This is a genomic window from Enterobacter cloacae complex sp. 2022EL-00788 (assembly GCF_026627565.1).
Classification (GTDB): Bacteria; Pseudomonadota; Gammaproteobacteria; order Enterobacterales; family Enterobacteriaceae; genus Enterobacter; species Enterobacter pasteurii.
Window position 1 is genome coordinate 1 of record NZ_JAPNMC010000001.1, and the last position, 18,926, is coordinate 18,926.

Below are 18,926 nucleotides of genomic sequence, written 5' to 3' on the forward strand. Positions count from 1 at the left end.
TGATGTGGCTGGCAGGTTACAGGGCAGAAAGGCAGTGTTTACACTGGCACTATCAGGCAAGCAGCATCAGGCACAGACGGGTTCTGTCATACCTGAGTCTGGCAGAAGAAGTCATCCGGCATGAGCCCGGGAAAGTAAGACGCCTGAATATAGTTAACGAGATGAAAAAGCTGGGAAAAGAGTACAGTAATATGGTCATGGTGGTATGACCATATTACTGGGGATCCCTCAGCCCTGTGGGAGAGGGGTGGGGGTGAGGGCAACAGGCCGCAGAGATCTTATTTTGTCGGGTGGCGGCTTCGCCTTACCCGACCTAAAAGTCACTCCGGTTTTCTCCCTCTCCCACGGGGAGAGGGAGCAACCACTAAAAACGGCAATCGAAGATTGCCGTTTTGCTTTTACCTAGCCCTTCATCCACGCCCGTATCCCGTCCAGGAACATCTGCGTCGCCATCATCACCAGAATCAGCCCCATCAGACGCTCCAGCGCGTTCACCCCTTTTTCGCCCAGCAGGCGCAGGAACAGCGACGACTGCAGCAGAATAATGAACGTTCCGCCCCAGGCGATCAGCAGGGCAATGACCAGGTGGCTCATCTGATTCGGGTACTGATGCGACAGCAGCATCAATGTGGCCAGAATCGTCGGCCCGGCAACCAGGGGAATCGCCAGCGGCACGATAAACGGCTCTTCACCCGCAGGCAGGCCGCTGCTGCTGCCTTCCGCGCTCGGGAAAATCATCTTAATGGCAATCAGGAACAGAATAATCCCGCCGGAAATCGAAACCGTTTCAGCGCGCAAGTTCAGGAACGCGAGGATTTTTTCACCGGCGAACAGGAAGATGAACATCACCACCAGGGCGATGAGCAGCTCGCGGATCATGATCGCCCGGCGGCGCTTCGGCTCGGTGTGTTTCAGCACCGACATGAAGATCGGCAGGTTTCCGAGTGGATCCATAATCAGGATCAATAAAACCGCGGCGGAAATGATTTCACTCATCTTTAAATTATCCCTGAGTCTTAGTAGTGTTATTCCGATGATTAGCACTTTTTCTGATAGCCGGGCAATCATCGATTAATTTCGCTTGCGACTTTGGCAGCATTTTGTAATGTGAAGCATATCCCAGTTCAATACTGGCTTGCACAATCAGCACACACCCCTTGCAGGAAAAAAATGCTATGAAAAACGTTGGTTTTATCGGCTGGCGCGGTATGGTCGGCTCTGTACTCATGCAACGCATGGTTGAAGAGCGCGATTTCGACGCCATCCGCCCGGTCTTCTTCTCTACTTCACAGCTCGGCCAGGCTGCACCGTCCTTTGGTGGTACCACAGGCACGTTGCAGGATGCTTACGATCTGGAAGCGCTGAAGGCACTCGACATTATTGTGACCTGCCAGGGCGGCGATTATACCAACGATATTTATCCGAAGCTGCGCGAAAGCGGCTGGCAGGGCTACTGGATTGACGCGGCCTCTTCGCTTCGCATGAAAGACGATGCCATCATCATTCTCGACCCGGTTAACCAGGACGTCATCACCGACGGCCTGAATAACGGCGTGAAAACCTTTGTCGGCGGTAACTGCACCGTCAGCCTGATGCTGATGTCCCTCGGCGGCCTGTTCGCCCAGGATCTGGTGGAGTGGGTTTCCGTGGCGACCTACCAGGCGGCATCCGGCGGCGGCGCGCGCCATATGCGCGAGCTGCTGACGCAGATGGGCCAGCTGCACCAGAGCGTCGCGACCGAGCTGGCCGACCCGGCTTCCGCGATTCTGGACATCGAGCGCAAAGTCACCCAGCTGACCCGCAGCGGCGAGCTGCCGGTCGATAACTTTGGCGTACCGCTGGCCGGCGGTCTGATCCCGTGGATCGACAAACAGCTGGATAACGGCCAGACCCGCGAAGAGTGGAAGGGCCAGGCTGAGACCAACAAAATCCTCGCTACCGCGAACACCATTCCGGTTGACGGCCTGTGCGTGCGTATCGGCGCGCTGCGCTGCCACAGCCAGGCCTTCACCATTAAACTGAAAAAAGATGTGTCTATTCCGACCGTGGAAGAGCTGCTCGCCGCACACAACCCGTGGGCGAAAGTGGTGCCAAACGATCGTGATATCACCATGCGCGAGCTGACTCCGGCAGCCGTCACCGGCACGCTGACCACGCCGGTTGGCCGTCTGCGTAAGCTGAACATGGGCCCGGAGTACCTCTCCGCGTTCACCGTTGGCGACCAGCTGCTGTGGGGTGCCGCCGAGCCGCTGCGCCGCATGCTGCGCCAGCTGGCGTAATACTTTGTTAAACATGGGGGGTGATTATCGCCCCCCTTTTTGTGCGTACTACATGGAGTAAAACGCAGATGTCTTATTTTTTATCAGGAGGAACCTCGTCGTTGGCTATGCTTTAAGGAAGATTTATTTCTCACCTGAGGGTAGGACGGAGCAGAGAGGATGAGCTGCACCGTTTAGGTCACATTAAAAGTCGTCCCGGAGCGAGTAAAAAGGGCGACATAAAAAAACAGGATGAATACCATGTCCGATCGTATTTCGAGAGACGTGATTAATGCGCTTATTGCGGGTCATTTTGCCGACCCCTTTTCTGTGCTAGGGATGCACCGTACAGAGGCCGGGCTGGAAGTTCGCGCGCTGTTACCGGATGCAACAGAAGTATGGGTTATCGAACCCAAAACCGGCCGCAAGGTGGGTAATCTGGAATGCCTCGACTCGCGTGGCTTCTTCTCAGGCGTCATGCCTCGTCGTAAAAACCCCTTTCGTTATCAGCTTGCCGTCATCTGGCACGGTCAGCAGAACCTGATTGACGACCCCTATAGCTTTGGTCCGCTCTTAAAAGAGATGGATGCCTGGCTGCTGTCCGAAGGCACCCATCTGCGGCCTTATGAAACGCTGGGTGCCCATGCGGATACCATGGATGGTATTACCGGCACGCGGTTTGCCGTATGGGCGCCAAACGCCCGGCGCGTCTCCGTCGTCGGGCAGTTCAACTACTGGGACGGCCGCCGCCACCCCATGCGCCTGCGCCGGGAAACCGGCATCTGGGAGCTGTTTATCCCCGGGGCGCATAACGGTCAGCTCTACAAGTTTGAGATGATCGATGCCAACGGCAAGCTGCGTATTAAATCTGACCCGTACGCCTTTGAAGCGGAGCTGCGCCCGAATACCGCCTCTCTTATTTGCGGCCTGCCGGAGAAGGTGGTCCAGACGGAGGAGCGCAAGCAGGCTAACCGCTTCGACGCGCCAATCTCCGTTTATGAGGTGCATCTCGGCTCCTGGCGCCGCCACACCGATGACAACTTCTGGCTGAGCTATCGCGAGCTGGCTGACCAGCTGGTACCGTACGCCAAATGGATGGGCTTTACCCATCTGGAGCTGCTGCCGATCAACGAACACCCCTTCGACGGGAGCTGGGGCTATCAGCCCACCGGAATGTACGCGCCTACCCGCCGCTTCGGCACGCGCGATGACTTCCGCTATTTCGTTGATGCCGCGCACGCCGCTGGCCTGAACGTCATTCTCGACTGGGTGCCGGGCCACTTCCCGTCGGATGATTTTGCGCTGGCCGAGTTCGACGGCACGAAGCTGTACGAGCACAGCGACCCGCGCGAAGGCTATCACCAGGACTGGAATACGCTGATCTACAACTACGGGCGGCGTGAGGTAGCGAACTACCTGGTCGGGAACGCGCTCTACTGGATCGAGCGCTTCGGCATTGATGCCCTGCGCGTGGATGCGGTGGCGTCGATGATCTATCGCGACTATAGCCGCAAAGAGGGCGAGTGGATCCCGAACGAGTATGGCGGTCGCGAGAACCTGGAAGCGATTGAGTTTCTGCGCAACACCAACCGCATTATCGGCGAGCAGGTCGACGGTGCCGTGACCATGGCGGAAGAGTCCACCGACTTCCCGGGCGTTTCGCGTCCGCCGTCAACGGGCGGCCTGGGCTTCTGGTACAAGTGGAACCTTGGCTGGATGCACGACACGCTCGACTACATGAAGCTCGACCCGGTTTATCGTCAGTATCATCACGACAAGCTCACCTTCGGGCTGCTCTACAACTACACCGAAAACTTCATGCTGCCGCTGTCGCACGATGAAGTGGTGCACGGCAAAAAATCCATTCTCGACCGCATGCCGGGCGACGCGTGGCAGAAGTTTGCCAACCTGCGCGCCTACTACGGCTGGATGTTTGCCTTCCCGGGCAAAAAGCTGCTGTTTATGGGCAACGAGTTTGCCCAGGGGCGCGAGTGGAACCACGACTCCAGCCTCGACTGGCATCTGCTGGAAGGCGCTGACAACTGGCACCACGGCGTGCAGCGTCTGGTCCGCGATCTGAACCTGACCTACCGGCATCACAAAGCGCTGCACGAGCTGGACTTCGATCCGTATGGCTTTGAGTGGCTGGTGGTGGACGACCACGCGCGCTCGGTGTTCGTCTTTGTGCGTCGTGACAAAGCGGGTAACGAGATCGTCGTTGCCAGCAACTTCACGCCGGTGCCGCGTGAGCACTACCGCTTCGGCATTAACCAGCCGGGCAAATGGCGCGAAATTCTCAATACCGACTCCATGCACTACCACGGCAGCAACGCCGGTAACGGTGGCCTGGTGCAGAGCGACGCCATCGAAAGCCACGGTCGTCCGAACTCCCTCAGCCTGACGCTGCCGCCGCTTAGCACCATCTGGCTGGTGCGGGAGGGAGAATGACGCAGCTTACGGCAGGTAAACCCGAACCGCTCGGGGCGAGTTTTGACGGAAAGGGGGTGAACTTCACGCTCTTTTCTGCTCACGCGGAGCGGGTGGAACTCTGTGTGTTTGACGGGGAAGGTAACGAGCATCGTTACGATTTACCGGCGCGCACGGGAGATACCTGGCATGGCTACCTGGCCGGAGGACGGCCGGGGATGCACTACGGTTTTCGCGTTCACGGCCCCTGGGCGCCTTCTCAGGGGCACTGGTTTAACCCGGCGAAGCTGCTGATTGACCCGTGTGCCCACCGCGTGGACGGCGAGTTTAAAGACGACCCGCTGTTCCACGTCGGCTACGGTGAACCCGACCACCGCGACAGCGCGTCCGTCGCGCCCAAAAGCGTGGTGGTGCACGATCTCTACGACTGGGAAGACGATGCCCCACCGCACACGCCGTGGGGCAATACCGTCATTTATGAAGCTCACGTCAAAGGGCTGACGTATCTGCACCCGTCGATCCCGAAAGAGATGCGCGGCACCTATAAGGCGCTTGGGCATCCGACGATGGTCGCCTACCTGAAGCAGCTGGGCATTACCGCGCTGGAGCTGCTGCCGGTGGCGCATTTCGCCAGCGAGCCGCGCCTTCAGCGTCTTGGGTTAAGCAACTACTGGGGCTACAACCCGCTGGCGATGTTCGCCCTTGACCCGCGCTACGCGGTGCATCCGGAGAAGGCGCGGGATGAGTTTCGCGACGCGGTGAAGGCGCTTCACGCGGCGGGAATTGAGGTCATTCTCGACGTGGTGTTAAACCACAGCGCGGAAAGCGATCTGGACGGCCCGACGCTCTCACAGCGCGGAATCGATAACCGTAGCTATTATTGGATCAGGGAAGACGGCGACTACGAGAACTGGACCGGCTGTGGTAACACCCTCAACCTTAGCCATCCGGCAGTCACGCATTACGCGTACGAGTGCCTGAAGTACTGGGTTGAGACGTTCCACGTGGACGGCTTTCGTTTTGACCTGGCGCCGGTGATGGGGCGAACTCCGGCATTCAGCCAGCAGGCGCCGCTGTTTGAGGCGATAAAAAACTGCCCGGTACTTTCACAGGTGAAGCTCATCGCGGAGCCGTGGGATATCGGCGAGGGCGGTTACCAGGTGGGGAACTTCCCGCCGCTGTTTGCCGAGTGGAACGACCACTTCCGCGACGCCGTCCGCCGCTTCTGGCTGGCGCGCGATCTGTCGCTGGGAGAGTTCGCCAGCCGCTTTGCCGGCTCCAGCGATCTCTTTAAGCGTGACGGAAAACGTCCGTCGGCCACCGTCAATCTGGTGACGGCGCACGACGGTTTCACGCTGCGCGACTGCGTTTGTTTCAATCAGAAACACAATGAGGCAAACGGCGAGGAGAATCGCGATGGCACTAACAATAACCATAGCTTCAATCATGGTATAGAAGGGTTAGGCGGAAGTCTGGACGTGATCGAGCGGCGACGCGCCAGCGTTCATGCGCTGCTGACGACGCTTTTGCTGTCGCAGGGCACGCCGATGCTGCTGGCGGGCGATGAGCACGGCCATAGCCAGCACGGCAACAACAACGCCTATTGCCAGGACAATACCCTGACCTGGCTCGACTGGGGAGAAGCGAACAGCGGGTTGATCCATTTCACCGCGGCGCTGATCCATCTTCGCCAGCACATTCCCGCGCTTACCGCCGATCGCTGGTGGGAAGAAGGCGACGGCAACGTTCGCTGGCTGAATCAAGACGCGCAACCGTTAAGCGCGCAAGAGTGGCAACACGGCGTACCGCGCCTGCAGATCCTGCTTTCGGATCGCTGGCTGGTCACGCTCAACGCGACGGATGACGTCGCAGAGATTGTTTTACCTGACGGGGAATGGCGAGCCGTTCCTCCCTTTGCCGGAGCGGATAATCCGGTAGTTATGGCTGTCTGGCACGGGCCTGCGCACGGAGTGTGCGTATTCCAAAGATGATAAAAAAGGAGTTAGTCATGGTTAGATTAGAGAAGAACGATCCGTTAATGTTGGCACGCCAGCTACCATTAAAAACAGTTGCCCTGATACTCGCGGGCGGGCGCGGTACCCGTCTGAAAGATTTGACCATCAAGCGCGCCAAGCCGGCGGTTCACTTTGGTGGTAAGTTTCGTATTATCGATTTTGCACTCTCCAACTGCCTGAACTCAGGCATTCGCCGCATTGGCGTCATTACGCAGTATCAGTCGCACACGCTGGTGCAACACATTCAGCGCGGCTGGTCATTCTTCAGCGAAGAGATGAACGAGTTTGTCGATCTGCTTCCCGCTCAGCAGCGCGTTCACGGGGAAAACTGGTACCGCGGCACGGCGGATGCCGTAACCCAAAACCTCGACATCATTCGCCGCTACAACGCGGAATACATCGTGATCCTCGCGGGTGACCACATCTACAAGCAGGATTACTCCCACATGCTGATCGACCATGTGGAAAAAGGGGCGCGATGCACCGTGGCGTGTTTGCCCGTGCCCGTTGCTGAAGCAACCGCCTTTGGCGTGATGCACGTGGATGCGGACGACAAGATTATCGACTTTGTCGAAAAGCCGTCGAACCCGCCAACCATGCCGGGGGACGACACCAAATCGCTCGCCAGCATGGGGATCTATGTCTTTGATGCAGATTATCTTTATGAGCTGCTGGAAGAAGACGACAAAGACGAAAACTCAAGCCACGATTTCGGCAAAGACATTATTCCGAAAATCACCAAAGCTGGCATGGCGTATGCACACCCTTTCCCGCTGTCCTGCGTGCAGTCCGATCCTAATGCGGAACCTTACTGGCGCGACGTGGGAACCCTGGAAGCGTACTGGAAAGCCAACCTCGATCTGGCGTCCGTAACGCCCGAGCTGGACATGTACGACCAGAACTGGCCGATTCGCACCCATATGGAATCGCTGCCGCCCGCGAAGTTCGTGCAGGACCGTTCCGGCAGCCACGGCATGACGCTGAACTCGCTGGTTTCTGGCGGGTGCATTATTTCCGGTTCGGTGGTGGTGCAGTCCGTGCTGTTCCCGCGCGTGCGTATAAACTCATTCTGTAATATCGATTCGGCCGTTCTGCTGCCGGATGTCTGGGTAGGGCGCTCGTGTCGTCTGCGTCGTTGCGTAATCGACCGTGCCTGCGTCATTCCTGAAGGGATGGTGATTGGCGAAAACGCGGAAGAAGATGCGCGTCGTTTCTACCGTTCGGAAGAGGGGATCGTGTTAGTAACACGGGAAATGTTGCGGAAGCTGCAAATCAAACAGGAGCGATGATGCAGGTTTTACACGTATGTTCTGAGATGTTCCCGTTGTTAAAAACGGGCGGACTGGCGGATGTTCTTGGGGCACTACCGGCGGCGCAAATTGCCGGAGGGGTAGATACCCGCGTGTTGTTGCCCGCTTTTCCGGATATCCGACGCGGTATTCCTGATGCAAAGGTTGTTAGCCGCCGTGAAACCTTCGCGGGACGTATCACCCTGCTGTTTGGACACTACAATGGCGTAGGGATTTACCTGATTGATGCGCCGCATTTATACAACCGACCGGGCAGCCCGTATCACGATACCAACCTGTTCGCCTATACCGACAACGTGCTGCGCTTTGCGCTGCTCGGCTGGGTGGGCGCAGAGATGGCGGTCGGGCTGGATCCGTTCTGGCGTCCTGACGTGGTACACGCGCACGACTGGCATGCCGGGCTTGCGCCCGCGTATCTGGCGGCGAAAGGCCATCCGGCCAGGTCGGTGTTTACGGTGCACAACCTGGCGTATCAGGGCATGTATTACGCCCATCATATGAATGACATCGATCTGCCATGGTCGTTCTTTAACATGCACGGGCTGGAGTTTAACGGGCAGATTTCGTTCCTGAAGGCGGGGCTGTACTACGCCGACCACATTACGGCGGTAAGCCCCACCTATGCGCGAGAAATCACCCAGCCGGAGTTTGGCTACGGCATGGAAGGCCTGCTGCAGCAGCGCCATCGTGAAGGTCGCCTGTCGGGGATCCTGAACGGCGTGGATGAGCAGATCTGGAATCCGGAAACCGATCTTCTGCTGGCGGCGCGCTACGGGCGCGACTCGGTGGAAGATAAAGCGGAAAACAAGCGTCAGCTACAGATTGCGATGGGGCTGAAGGTCAACGACAAGGTGCCGCTGTTTGCGGTGGTCAGCCGCCTGACCAGCCAGAAAGGGCTGGATCTGGTGCTGGAGGCGCTGCCGGGGCTACTTGAGCAGGGCGGCCAGCTGGCGCTGCTCGGCGCGGGCGACCCGGTGTTGCAGGAAGGCTTCCTGGCGGCCGCGGCGGAACATCCGGGGCAGGTGGGCGTACAGATTGGCTATCACGAAGCGTTTTCCCACCGCATCATGGGCGGCGCGGACGTCATTCTGGTACCGAGCCGATTCGAACCCTGCGGCCTGACGCAGCTCTATGGCCTGAAATACGGCACGCTGCCGCTGGTGCGGCGCACGGGCGGGCTGGCGGATACGGTGTCGGATAGTTCTCTGGAGAACCTGGCGGACGGTATCGCCAGCGGGTTCGTCTTTGAGGACAGTAATGCCTGGTCGCTGCTTCGCGCGATCCGGCGCGCTTTCGTCTTGTGGTCCCGTCCATCTCTCTGGCGTTACGTGCAGCGTCAGGCGATGTCCATGGACTTTGGCTGGCACGTTGCGGCGCAGTCCTACCGCGACCTTTATCAACGCTTGATGTAACGAGGCGAAGTTACTGATATGAATGCTCCATTTAGCTACTCTTCACCCACGCTCAGCGTTGAGGCGTTAAAGCACTCCATCGCCTATAAGCTGATGTTTACCATCGGAAAAGATCCCGTTATTGCCAACAAGCACGAATGGCTGAACGCCACGCTGTTTGCGGTGCGGGACCGTATGGTCGAACGCTGGCTGCGCTCCAACCGCGCCCAGCTGTCGCAGGAGACGCGACAGGTGTACTACCTGTCGATGGAATTTCTGATTGGCCGCACCCTCTCCAACGCGCTGCTGTCGCTCGGTATTTACGACGACGTTAAAAACGCGCTGGAAGAGATGGGGCTGGATTTAGAAGAGCTGATTGACGAAGAGAACGACCCGGGGCTGGGTAACGGCGGTCTCGGGCGTCTTGCCGCCTGCTTCCTTGATTCGCTGGCGACGCTGGCGCTGCCGGGACGCGGGTACGGTATTCGCTACGACTACGGCATGTTCAAGCAGAACATCGTTGATGGCCGTCAGAAAGAGTCGCCGGACTACTGGCTGGAATACGGTAACCCGTGGGAGTTCAAGCGCCACAATACGCGCTATAAGGTGCGTTTTGGCGGGCGCATACAGCAGGAAGGGAAAAAATCCCGCTGGGTGGAAACCGAAGAGATCCTCGCCGTTGCCTATGACCAGATCATCCCCGGCTACGACACCGACGCGACCAATACGCTGCGTCTGTGGAACGCGCAGGCCAGTAGCGAGATCAACCTGGGTAAATTTAACCAGGGCGATTACTTCGCGGCGGTGGAAGATAAAAACCACTCCGAGAACGTCTCCCGCGTGCTCTACCCGGATGACTCGACCTATTCGGGCCGCGAGCTGCGCCTGCGTCAGGAGTATTTCCTCGTCTCGGCAACGATTCAGGATATCCTCAGCCGTCACTATCAGCTGCACAAAACCTACGCGAATCTGGCAGAGAAAACCGCTATTCACCTCAACGACACCCATCCGGTGCTGTCGATCCCCGAGCTGATGCGCCTGCTGATTGACGAGCATAAGTTCAGCTGGGATGACGCGTTTGAAGTGACCTGTCAGGTGTTCTCGTACACCAACCACACGCTGATGAGCGAAGCGCTGGAGACGTGGCCGGTGGACATGCTCGGCAAAATTCTGCCGCGCCACCTGCAGATCATCTTCGAGATCAACGACTACTTCCTCAAGACCCTGCAGGAGCAGTATCCGAACGATACCGGCTTGCTGAGCCGCGCCTCGATCATTGATGAATCCAACGGCCGTCGCGTACGCATGGCCTGGCTGGCGGTGGTGATCAGCCACAAGGTGAACGGGGTGTCAGAGCTGCACTCGAACCTGATGGTGCAGTCGCTGTTCGCGGACTTCGCGAAGATCTTCCCGACGCGTTTCTGCAACGTGACCAACGGCGTTACGCCGCGCCGCTGGCTGGCGCTGGCGAACCAGCCGCTCTCCGACGTGCTGGATGAGAACATTGGCCGCACCTGGCGCACCGATTTGAGCCAGCTGAGCGAGCTTGAGCAGCACATTGATTTCCCGACGGTGAACAAAGCCGTGCGGGAAGCCAAGCTGCTGAACAAAAAGCGTCTGGCAGTCTGGCTGGCGATGCACCTCAACGTGGTCGCCAATCCGAAAGCGCTGTTCGACGTGCAGATCAAGCGTATCCACGAGTACAAGCGTCAGCTGATGAACGTGCTGCACGTTATTACCCACTACAACCGCATCAAGGCCGATCCGACGGCGGAGTGGGTGCCGCGCGTGAAAATCTTTGCCGGCAAGGCGGCGTCCGCCTACTACATGGCGAAGCACATCATTCACCTCATCAACGATGTGGCGAAGGTCGTCAACCACGATCCGGACATCGGCGACAGGCTGAAGGTGGTGTTTATCCCGAACTACAGCGTGAGTCTGGCGCAGCTGATTATTCCGGCGGCGGATCTCTCTGAGCAGATTTCCACGGCGGGAACGGAAGCGTCCGGCACCAGCAACATGAAGTTTGCCCTGAACGGCGCGCTGACCATCGGCACGCTGGACGGCGCCAACGTTGAGATGCTGGACCACGTGGGGGCGGAGAATATCTTTATCTTCGGCAATACGGCGGAAGAGGTGGAGGCGCTTCGCAAGAAGGGCTACTCGCCGCGCGAGTATTACGAAGAGGATGAGGAGTTACGCCAGGTGCTGACGCAAATCGCTACCGGGGTATTTAATCCTGAGGAGCCCGGCCGCTACCGTGACCTGGTGGATTCGCTGATTAACTTTGGCGACCACTATCAGGTGCTGGCGGATTACCGCAGCTACGTGGATTGTCAGGATAAGGTGGACGAGCTGTACCGTCATCAGGAGAAGTGGACCAGCGCCGCGATGCATAACATCGCCAACATGGGTTACTTCTCGTCGGACAGAACCATCAAGGAGTATGCCGAGAATATCTGGCATATCGATCCGGTGCGGCTATAAAAGCAAAGCGGCAACCCTGGTTGCCGATTTAAGCGTTTGTTACCTCTCCCCGAAGGGGAGAGGGTTAGGGTGAGGGGGACAGCCCGCACCGATCGCATCAAGACGCCAACGACAGCTCACGCTTTCCCGCATGCTGCGCCAGCCACTGCGCCACGCGAGACTGCTGCTCGGCGTTGAGCCACATCCCTTCTTTCGTACGGCGCCAGATGGCATCTTCCAGGCGGCGAACCCACTCGTGTTCAACCAGGTAGCGCAGCTCCGCTTCGTACAGCTCGTGGCCGAAATGCTCGCCCAGATCGGCAAGCGCTTTCGCGTCGCCCAGGAACAGCTCGGTATTGCTGCCGTAGGTGCGGGCATAGTGGCGCGCCATACCTTCGGTGATGAAAGGGTAGCGACGGCGCAGCTTCGCGGCGTAATCGTCGCGGTTTCCGCCGATATCACCGCCAGGCAGCACCGCCTCTTTGGTCCACGCCGGGCCAATGCCTTTATAGTACGGCGCCAGTTTTTCCAGCGCGTGCTCGGCCAGCTTGCGGTAAGTGGTAAGTTTGCCGCCAAAGACTGACAGCAGCGGCGCCTGACCGCCTTCGTCGTGGATATCGAGCGTGTAGTCGCGGGTGATCGCCTGCGGTGAATCAGACTCGTCATCGCACAGCGGACGCACGCCGGAGTAAGTCCAGACCACGTCATCGCGCGCAAGCTGCTTTTTAAAGTGCGCGTTATACACCTTCAGCAGGTAGCTGACCTCGCTCTCGTCGATCTCCACGTTTTTCGGATCGCCCTTGTACTCCACGTCGGTGGTGCCGATGATGGAGAACTCGTCCATCCACGGGATCACAAACACGATGCGCTTGTCTTCGTTTTGCAGAATGTAGGCCTGCTTCTGGGTATGCACGCGCGGCACCACGATGTGGCTGCCCTTAATCAGGCGGATGCCGTACGGTGAAGGCAGGTGCATGCCGTCGTCGAAGAACTGTTTCACCCACGGGCCGGTGGCGTTCACCAGGCCGCGCGCTTTCCAGCTGAACTTCTCGCCGGTATCCACGTCTTCCGCTTCCACGATCCACAGGCCGTTTTCACGACGCGCGGCGGTCGCGCGGGTGCGGGTTTTCACCTCGCCGCCTTTCTTCTCAACCATCTGCGCGTTAGCCAGAACCAGACGCGCATCGTCAACCCAGCAGTCGGAATATTCGAAACCGCGCACGATTTCAGGCTTAAGGACCGATTCTGAGCCAAAACGCAAACCGTTCGAACCCGGCAGGCTGGTGCGTTTGCCGAGATGATCGTACATAAACAGGCCAATGCGGATCATCCACGCCGGACGCAGGTGCGGGCGGTGGGGCAGGCGGAAGCGCATCGGGATTGCCAGATGCGGCGCCATCTTCAGCAGCACTTCGCGTTCGGCCAGCGCTTCGCTGACCAGGCGGAATTCGTAGTGTTCCAGGTAGCGCAGGCCACCGTGGATCAGCTTGGAGCTGGCGGACGACGTCGCGCAGGCGAGATCGTTAGCTTCCAGCATCAGCACGGATAAACCGCGTCCTGCGGCGTCGACCGCAATACCGGCACCGTTGATGCCACCGCCTATCACAATCAGATCTTTGGTTTCCATAACACCCTCATGCACTTTCGTTAAAGCTCAAAAATGTTCGATATCGCTCATAATAGCAAAGGAACGCGCTTTTGGTAACATCAAAAAAACAATTTAGAGTGATATGGATAACATAATGGCGTTTACCCGCCGCCAGGACGTACACTACGGGGTAAAATAGTGCGACTAACTTTTCTCCCTCTCCCCGTGGGAGAGGGCTGGGGTGAGGGCATCAGAGCGCACCCAACCTGAACAACAGAAAGAGAACACCATGGATCAGTTTGAATGTATTAACGTAGAAGAAGCCCATCAGAAGATGCATCAGGGAACAGCGGTGCTGGTGGATATCCGCGATCCGCAGAGCTTTGCGATGGGCCACACCCCGGGCGCGTTCCATCTGACCAACGACACGCTGGGGGCGTTTATGCGCGATAACGACTTCGAAACCCCGGTGATGGTCATGTGCTACCACGGCAACAGCAGTAAAGGCGCGGCCCAGTATCTGATCCAGCAGGGCTACGATGCGGTATACAGCGTCGACGGCGGCTTCGACGCCTGGCATCGTCATTTCCCGGCAGAAGTTGAATACGCGTTCGAGCGCTGATCCCGCTATACTGTCCCCTTTTGTGTGGAAATAAGCGACCGCTGCCCATGTTGATGATCACCTCTTTTAGCAACCCGCGCGTCGCCCAGGCGTTTGTCGACTATATGGCGACGCAGGGCATTATCCTGACTATTCAGCAGCATACGCAAACGGACGTCTGGCTGGCGGATGAAAGCCAGGCCGATCGCGTTAACGCCGAGCTGGCGCGCTTCCTGGAAAATCCTGGCGACCCTCGCTATCTGGCGGCAAGCTGGCAGTCCGGCCATACCGGCAGCGGACTGCATTATCAGCGTTTTCCGTTCCTTGCCACGATCCGCGAGCGCGCAGGCCCGTTTACCCTGCTGCTGATGGCGGCCTGTATCCTCGTTTTCATTATTATGAACGTGGTGGGCGACCAGAGCGTGATGCTGGCCCTGGCGTGGCCGTACGATCCCTCCCTCGAGTTTGACGTCTGGCGCTACGTCTCCCATGCGCTGATGCACTTCTCGGTAATGCATATTCTCTTTAACCTGCTGTGGTGGTGGTATCTCGGCGGCGCGGTGGAGAAGCGGCTCGGCAGCGGCAAGCTGATTGTAATCACCATCATTAGCGCCCTGCTGAGCGGCTACGTGCAGCACAAATTCAGCGGCCCGTGGTTTGGCGGGTTATCCGGCGTGGTGTACGCCCTGATGGGTTACGCCTGGCTCAGAGGCGAGCGCGACCCGGATAGCGGCATCTATTTACAACGCGGCTTAATAACCTTTGCGTTAATATGGCTTATTGCCGGATGGTTCGATCTGTTTGGTATGTCTATCGCCAACGGTGCGCACGTTACCGGGCTGGCGGTCGGGCTGGCGATGGCGCTTGCCGACACGCTCCATGCGCGAAAACGAACATAATTCCCAGGGATATTTCATGAAACAAACACAACGTCATGACGCCATTATCGAACTGGTAAAAAAACAGGGATACGTCAGTACCGAAGAGCTGGTGGAGCAGTTTGCCGTCAGCCCGCAAACCATCCGTCGTGACCTGAACGACCTTGCCGATCAGAACCGTATCCTGCGACACCACGGCGGCGCCGCGCTGCCGTCCAGCTCGGTGAATACCTCGTGGCACGACCGTAAGGCCACGCAAACGGCAGAGAAAGAGCGTATCGCCCGCAAAGTGGCGAGCCAGATCCCGAACGGCGCAACGCTGTTTATTGATATTGGCACCACGCCGGAAGCGGTCGCCCACGCGCTGCTCAGTCACGAGAACCTGCGCGTGGTCACCAACAACCTGAACGTGGCCAACACCCTGATGCAGAAAGATGATTTCCGCATCATTCTCGCGGGGGGCGAACTGCGCAGCCGCGACGGTGGCATTATCGGCGAGGCGACCCTCGATTTTATTTCTCAGTTTCGTCTCGATTTCGGTATTCTGGGGATCAGCGGCATCGACACCGACGGCTCGCTGCTGGAGTTCGATTATCACGAGGTGCGCACCAAGCGCGCGATTATAGAAAACTCGCGCCACGTGATGCTGGTGGTGGACCATTCCAAGTTTGGCCGTAACGCGATGGTGAACATGGGCAGCATCAGCATGGTCAACGCGGTTTACACCGACGTGATGCCGCCGGCGGGGGTGCTGCAGGTGATTAAGGATAATAATGTGCAGTTAGAGTTATGTTGAGAAGCCATTCTCCCTCTCCCTGTGGGAGAGGGCCGGGGTGAGGGCATCAGACCCCGTACCCCATCATCTTCAGCAGCTGCTGCGCATGCTGCACGGCGTCCTGACGGTGCGCCACGCCCAGCTTCTGATACAGATTGCGAATGTGCGTTTTGATGGTGGTCGCCGCCACCGCCAGCTCGCCGGCAATCTGCTCGTTGCTGTAGCCGGAATAGATTAGCCCCAGCACCTGCCATTCACGCTGGGTGAGCGGGCTGGTGCGGATAAGCTCCGGCACTTCCGGATGTTTCAGCAGTCGTTCAACAAAGTTCTCATCGAAATGCGCAAACTTGTGGCGGTGGTGCTGGTTGATCTCGCGCAGAATGCGCTGGGCGCGATGCTGGTCGAGTTCCGGCAGCGTGTTGAGCTGAATCAGCTGGCGCAGCTGCTGCGCCATCACTTCACCCTCAATCACAAAGTGGCTGATAAACCCGGTGCGGTTCGCCAGCTGCAACGCTTCCAGCAGCACGCGCTGGGCGTCGCTTTTACGTCCCGCCTGCCAGTAAAGCTGGTTTAACAGCAGCAGGTTACGGTTCAAATCGCTCATCAGGCGCAGGCTGCGGGCGTTTTCGTTTAACTCTTCCAGCACGATCTCGGCAGGCTCGAAGTCGCCCAGCAGGATCTGCACGCGGGCGATATTGCGCCACTGGCTTTGCAGGAAGTGGTTATTGGCAAACGCCGGTTTTGGCGTCTGACGCAGCCAGTTGGCGGCGGATTTTTTATCGCCGGTCATCTGCCAGTAAATCACCCGGACCTTATCGGCGTTGGATACCCAATCGCTATGGTACTGACCGTTGCCGAGCAGGTTTTCAAGGCGGTTAAGATGGTTACGGGCATTATCCAGATCGCCGCGCGCCAGCGAGCACTGCACCAGCAGGGCCAGGCACTGCAATTGCTGCTGCGGCTGGAAGCTGGAAAGCACGTTCACACCCTGACGGGCGCAGCTTTCTGCTTCATCCAGCCGCGACCACGCCCACAGCAGCTGGGCGCGAATGCGCAGCAGGAACTCATGCATCGGCAGCTGCTCAAGATGCTGGTCGCGGATTAGCTGGAACGCTTTTTCCTGGTTTTCCCAGGCGGCCTGCAGGAACCCCTGAGCAAACAAAATCTCGCTCTGCTGGATCAGGCTCCACAGCGCGTAGTGCCAGACATCGTGGCGGCGCGCCATCTGTTCGGTTTGCTGCATCAGTGAAAGCGAACGCGTGAGGTCGCCTTTGCAGTGCAGGACTTCGCCGTGCACCGAGGTGGCCACAATGCGGCTGTAGAAGTTCGCCAGCGGCAGCTCATCCAGGGCGACCATGGCCAGCCGTTCAGCTTCGTCCGGATCGCCGTCATTAATCGCCACCTGCGCACGCAGGGCGTTAAATTCGCCGTGCAGGGTGGCATCCATCTCGCTTTCCATCTCCTGCTCGGCGCGCGCCAGCAGGGTGTTCACTTCGCTGTAGCGATGCTGGCTCTGCATCAGCCAGGCCTGGAGCAGCACCAGGCGCGGGTTTTCCAGCAGGCTCTCCCACGGCAGCGCTTTTAGCGACTCTTCCAGCAGCGTCAGCTCGCTGTGGTTGAACAGCCCCCACGCGTGGTTGAGCAGAATATCGCGCAGCATACCGGCATCACCGGCGGCCAGCGCGTGGTGGATAGCCTCGCTCGGAAAACCTTGCGCCATCCAGCTTTCGGCGGCGGCGCGGTGTATTTCAGGCAGCTCAGCGGCCAGCTCCCACTGGCAGCGCTGGCGCAGGAAGCTGCCAAACAGCGGGTGGTAGCTAAACCATTCGCCGGGATCGTCCATCCGCGTCAGGAACAGGCCCTGACGTTCAATCTCTTCAAGCTGAAGCTGACCGTTTTCAATGCCGGTGACGCGCACAATCAGCGCATCGTTCATGGAGCGCAGCAGGGAGCTTTTCAGGAGGAAGTGGCGGGTAGTGAGATCGACGCTGTCGAGTACCTCGTCAACCAGATAATCCGACAGGTGGCTGGCGTTGATTCCCGCCAGGCGACGCGCGGACTGGTGCGTCGGGCTGTTGTTTTGCCGCGCGGACAGGGCAATCAGCTGAAGCGCCGTGGCCCAGCCAGCAACATCATCACACAGGCGGCTGCTTTCAGACGCTTCAATCGGAGAGGTCAGACGGCAGTCAAAGAACTGCTTCGCTTCCTGATGGGTAAAAGCCAGCTGCTGGCTGCCGATTTCGAGCAGCTGATCGCGCACGCGCAGGTTGGCAATGCCCAGCTGCGGCAGGTTACGCGACAGCACGACCAGCGTCAGATTTTCCGGCTGGTGGCGCAGGAAGAAACGCATCGACTCGTGAATAACCGGGTTAGTGATCAGATGGTAATCATCAATCACCACGTACAGCGGACGGTGCCATTCGGCCAGCTCGATAAACAGCTGCGAGAAAAGGGAGGACAGGCTGGCGTACTGGCGCTTTTGCACCATCACTTCGCTGGTGACGCAGTGTCCGTTGGTTGCCTGCTGAATAGCGGCAATTAAATAGCTGGCAAAACGCTCCTGCTGGTTATCCCCCTCGTCAAGGGAGTACCAGCCGAGATCGCTCTTGCCTGCCGCCCATTGTGAAATGAGCGTTGTCTTTCCATAACCTGCAGGACTCGTAACCAGCGCCAGTCGGAAATTATGCGCGCCGGAAAGTTTAGCCAGCAGGCGCTCGCGGACCACAGTATGGTCAAGACGAACCGGGCGACTTAATTTGGACGGAATCAACATAGTTTTCACTTCACTGTGGGGAACGAGAGAAATTATTTTTTTTGCGCTTCGTAATTAATGCCTATAAGTTCGGCCAATAAAGGAACTATTGCAAGTTATGTCTGGGTTTTGTACCCGTGAATTTGCACTGTGTCACAAAACATTATCCGGAATGTTGGAACTTTCTCATTCAGGGCTGGATGCCGCGCCGCTGCTGGTTTGAATGCGTGGAGAAAGGCTTCGCTGAAACTGGTTTCAGAAAGAGATAATGACGGAAAAGTTAATAAAGTGAGGGTAACGTTTCAGGGACTTCATCGCGGTACTTAATTATCCTCCGCGTCCGAAAATATTATTCCAGGTAAGTAATCATTTCAGGGAGGATTAATTTCCCCCGAAACCGCATTTCATTTTTTTGACACGCTTCCGGGATATCTTTTTTCCCGCAAAGCACACTCACAGAGTGGC

The 18,926-nt window shown here is 58.1% G+C and carries 12 protein-coding genes and 1 pseudogene; 10 read left to right on the plus strand and 3 right to left on the minus strand.

Going from position 1 to position 18,926, the window contains the following annotated elements:
- Positions 1-209: pseudogene (locus OWK27_RS00005) on the plus strand (IS4 family transposase); the annotation flags it as partial.
- A gap of 193 nt (positions 210-402) precedes the next feature.
- Here the strand turns inward: OWK27_RS00005 and OWK27_RS00010 are convergent.
- Positions 403-996 (minus strand): YhgN family NAAT transporter, encoded by a 594-nt coding sequence (locus tag OWK27_RS00010; protein ID WP_119937578.1) that lies wholly within the window; start codon positions 994-996, stop codon positions 403-405.
- 179 nt (positions 997-1,175) lie between these two features.
- Between OWK27_RS00010 and asd the strand changes: the two genes are divergently transcribed.
- From asd to glgP, 6 genes are all read left to right on the plus strand, one after another.
- Positions 1,176-2,279, plus strand: a complete 1,104-nt coding sequence (gene asd / locus OWK27_RS00015; protein WP_193356545.1) for an aspartate-semialdehyde dehydrogenase — start codon at positions 1,176-1,178, stop codon at positions 2,277-2,279.
- A gap of 240 nt (positions 2,280-2,519) precedes the next feature.
- Complete coding sequence (gene glgB, locus OWK27_RS00020) at positions 2,520-4,706, plus strand: 1,4-alpha-glucan branching enzyme (protein ID WP_148420568.1); 2,187 nt, start codon at positions 2,520-2,522, stop codon at positions 4,704-4,706.
- Entirely contained in the window at positions 4,703-6,676 is a 1,974-nt protein-coding gene (glgX, locus tag OWK27_RS00025; RefSeq protein WP_252005011.1) for a glycogen debranching protein GlgX, read from the plus strand. The genes glgB and glgX overlap by 4 nt, the downstream gene beginning before the upstream one ends.
- A gap of 17 nt (positions 6,677-6,693) precedes the next feature.
- The gene (gene glgC / locus OWK27_RS00030; protein ID WP_148420570.1) at positions 6,694-7,989 is read left to right on the plus strand and encodes a glucose-1-phosphate adenylyltransferase; all 1,296 of its coding nucleotides are present in this window, start codon (positions 6,694-6,696) and stop codon (positions 7,987-7,989) included.
- Entirely contained in the window at positions 7,989-9,422 is a 1,434-nt protein-coding gene (gene glgA / locus OWK27_RS00035) for a glycogen synthase GlgA (protein ID WP_148420608.1), read from the plus strand. Before glgC ends, glgA begins: the two co-directional genes overlap by 1 nt.
- Positions 9,423-9,440: 18 nt before the next feature.
- The gene (glgP, locus tag OWK27_RS00040) at positions 9,441-11,888 is read left to right on the plus strand and encodes a glycogen phosphorylase (protein WP_148420571.1); all 2,448 of its coding nucleotides are present in this window, start codon (positions 9,441-9,443) and stop codon (positions 11,886-11,888) included.
- Positions 11,889-11,985: 97 nt separating this feature from the next.
- Here glgP and glpD read toward each other — a convergent pair whose 3' ends face one another.
- Positions 11,986-13,494, minus strand: a complete 1,509-nt coding sequence (gene glpD, locus OWK27_RS00045; protein WP_148420572.1) for a glycerol-3-phosphate dehydrogenase — start codon at positions 13,492-13,494, stop codon at positions 11,986-11,988.
- Between the two features lie 250 nt (positions 13,495-13,744).
- On the opposite strand from glpD, the gene glpE reads away from it, so the two are divergent.
- Genes glpE through OWK27_RS00060 form a run of 3 tightly spaced genes read left to right on the plus strand, consistent with a single transcriptional unit; the run spans position 13,745 to position 15,730 of the window.
- The gene (glpE, locus tag OWK27_RS00050) at positions 13,745-14,077 is read left to right on the plus strand and encodes a thiosulfate sulfurtransferase GlpE (RefSeq protein WP_114979336.1); all 333 of its coding nucleotides are present in this window, start codon (positions 13,745-13,747) and stop codon (positions 14,075-14,077) included.
- Between the two features lie 47 nt (positions 14,078-14,124).
- On the plus strand, positions 14,125-14,955 hold the full coding sequence (gene glpG, locus OWK27_RS00055; protein ID WP_148420573.1) for a rhomboid family intramembrane serine protease GlpG: 831 nt from the start codon (positions 14,125-14,127) through the stop codon (positions 14,953-14,955).
- Between the two features lie 16 nt (positions 14,956-14,971).
- Positions 14,972-15,730 carry a DeoR/GlpR family transcriptional regulator gene (locus OWK27_RS00060; RefSeq protein WP_148420574.1) on the plus strand — a complete coding sequence of 253 codons (759 nt, stop codon included), beginning with the start codon at positions 14,972-14,974 and terminating at the stop codon, positions 15,728-15,730.
- 46 nt (positions 15,731-15,776) lie between these two features.
- On the opposite strand, the gene malT is transcribed toward OWK27_RS00060, so the two are convergent.
- Complete coding sequence (gene malT / locus OWK27_RS00065; RefSeq protein WP_267589474.1) at positions 15,777-18,482, minus strand: HTH-type transcriptional regulator MalT; 2,706 nt, start codon at positions 18,480-18,482, stop codon at positions 15,777-15,779.
- Positions 18,483-18,926 lie beyond the last annotated feature (444 nt).